Source organism: Mesorhizobium sp. A556, from assembly GCF_054489545.1.
In genome coordinates this window covers 1-2,028 of sequence record NZ_JBTMXA010000048.1, presented here as the reverse complement: position 1 = coordinate 2,028, position 2,028 = coordinate 1, and the positions used below count along the sequence as shown (strand labels likewise).

At 57.5% G+C, this 2,028-nt stretch carries 2 protein-coding genes and 2 pseudogenes; 3 read left to right on the top strand and 1 reads right to left on the bottom strand.

Annotation, left to right across the window (positions count from 1 at the left end; translation table 11 throughout):
- Window positions 1-102: 102 nt before the first annotated feature.
- From ACX3P0_RS25185 to ACX3P0_RS25175, 3 genes and pseudogenes are all read left to right on the top strand, one after another.
- A pseudogene (locus ACX3P0_RS25185) lies at window positions 103-216 on the top strand (integrase); the annotation flags it as partial.
- Window positions 217-465: 249 nt separating this feature from the next.
- A complete protein-coding gene (locus ACX3P0_RS25180) occupies window positions 466-849 on the top strand; it encodes an ester cyclase (protein ID WP_459092944.1) in 384 nt (127 codons plus the stop codon).
- 527 nt (window positions 850-1,376) lie between these two features.
- The gene (locus ACX3P0_RS25175; RefSeq protein WP_459092942.1) at window positions 1,377-1,760 is read left to right on the top strand and encodes a DUF930 domain-containing protein; all 384 of its coding nucleotides are present in this window, start codon (window positions 1,377-1,379) and stop codon (window positions 1,758-1,760) included.
- 113 nt (window positions 1,761-1,873) lie between these two features.
- Here ACX3P0_RS25175 and ACX3P0_RS25170 read toward each other — a convergent pair.
- A pseudogene (locus ACX3P0_RS25170) lies at window positions 1,874-2,028 on the bottom strand (SMC-Scp complex subunit ScpB); the annotation flags it as partial.

Here is a 2,028-nt window from a genome sequence, read left to right as displayed (position 1 = left end):
AGCCTCCTACTTTGCGTCTTTAGTCGAAACGAGGTGGAGTAATTGAATAGGCATTTCCAGACCCAAACCCCGAGCTAAAAGACCCCGACTGAGTTCGTCTGTAACCTGCGTGCGGTACAGATACTACTCGGCCACAGCAGGATCGAGAACACCGTTCGCCATCTTGGCGTGGATATTGAAGATGCGCTTCTGCTCGCTGTGCGCACAGAAATCTGACATTGGGGCGGTCCTTCGGCAGTGCCGAATGACCGCTTCCAGTGAGAGCACCTCTCTCGCCTGCGGTCCGGCTTTGGGTGGAATGCGGATTGTCTTCTTCCAGTATGCGGCGGAGTAAACCGGACATTACCTCAGATTCGATTTCGTCGTGAGTTGGATTTGCACCGGAGTTGTTCACCATTGAGGCTGTTGCGATTGCCGGATGGGGAAAGTGGTGCAGAAATCCTGATTTTGCACTACGCTAGGAGAATGCAGGAACTGCTCTCGACATATCAGTCTTATCTCGATTGTCTCAACGCACAGGATTGGTCCCGTCTGGGCAATTTCGTGCATGATGAGGTAAGCCATAATGGGCGGCCTTTTGGACTAGTAGGCTACCGTGCGATGCTGGAAAACGACTTTCAGCAAATACCCGATCTCCAATTTAAGGCTGAGCTGCTAGTCTGTGAGCCGCCCTTCGTCGCAGCTCGCCTCTGGTTCAACTGCTCGCCAAAGGGTAATTTCCTCGGGCTGGCACTCAACGGCAGGACCGTGTCGTTCGCTGAAAACATTTTCTATGAGTTTGACGGCGACAAAATCAAAAAGGCGTGGTCGGTGCTCGATAAAACTGCCATTGAAAGTCAGCTTGCATAATGAACATTACACGCTAGGGTACAGCGGCTTTAGGGACCGCTGATCGCAAACTTGAACGACAGAAATGAGGTCGGTGGCCGAACGGCGGCTTATCACCGAAATCTTCTAAAACCGGACGGTACGGTCCGGAATCCCAAATCCGCCACGGGAAATCATTTCCCACGTGGTAGTTTCTTGGGCGACGTCTACGGCATCTATTGGGTGGTTAGCGGTCTGGCAGCTTTCCAATCGGCTGGCCAGAAAGCGGCCTCATTCGGCTTCGATGAAGTCGAAAGCCGCCCGCCCCTGCGCAGGAAGCCGAGAAGCCGACGACCGAGGCGAAGGATGCAGCCTCCGCACGGGATGCGGAGAAGCAGGCAATCGCGGCAGCAGCGGTATCGGCTGCTGCACTCAGCGGCGACGGTGCGATCGCGCTTCCCGCATCGGCCGAGGCTCCGCAGCCCAGACCCACGAACGTGCCGAAGCGAAGCCCGGCAAAGGTCTCGACATACGGAAGCGGTAACGCCACGCGGCCAAGATCCACGGATGTGGCCATATCGCAGCGCTATTCGGGCCTTCCGGGTGTTCGCAAGCTCTACTCGCAAGGCGCCACCAGCAATGCGCTGGCAACGACTTCTATGGCTGGCGTGCCTCGCGATAAGCGGGCTGCCACACTTTGCGCCAGCGAGTTGCAGCAGCAACTGCAGGGTGCCTCTTATTTTCCCGACCTGGTGCCGATGGTTCCGCTGAAGGTCGGCAACATCCTTGACGTCTCGAAGACCGCCTTCCACACGGGAACAACATGGTACGGTCTGAGCTTCCGGTGCGAGGTCGACACCGATGCGACGAAGGTCTTGTCCTTCGCCTTCCGTGTCGGAACCGCGATCCCGCCTGACGAATGGGCACGCCTCGGACTGCCTATTCGCTACTAGAGCGTGTTCCCGAAGGTGGGTCGCACGATCGGTCGTCGTGGCCGTAGGTTCCGGGAGAGCTAGCGGACAAAGGCGGTCTGCTATCGCATCCCGTCGATGACGGTATCCAAATTCTAGTCCTCGGCTTCATCGCTCTCGTCGTTTGCTAGCCCGGCCGGAATCTCGCCGGCGAGCAGCTTTTCCTTGGACAGCAGGCCGGCGTCTTCGAGGGCCTCGAAGTCGGGCAGGTCGCGCAGCGTGTCGAGCGAGAAGTGGGAGAGGAAGGTCT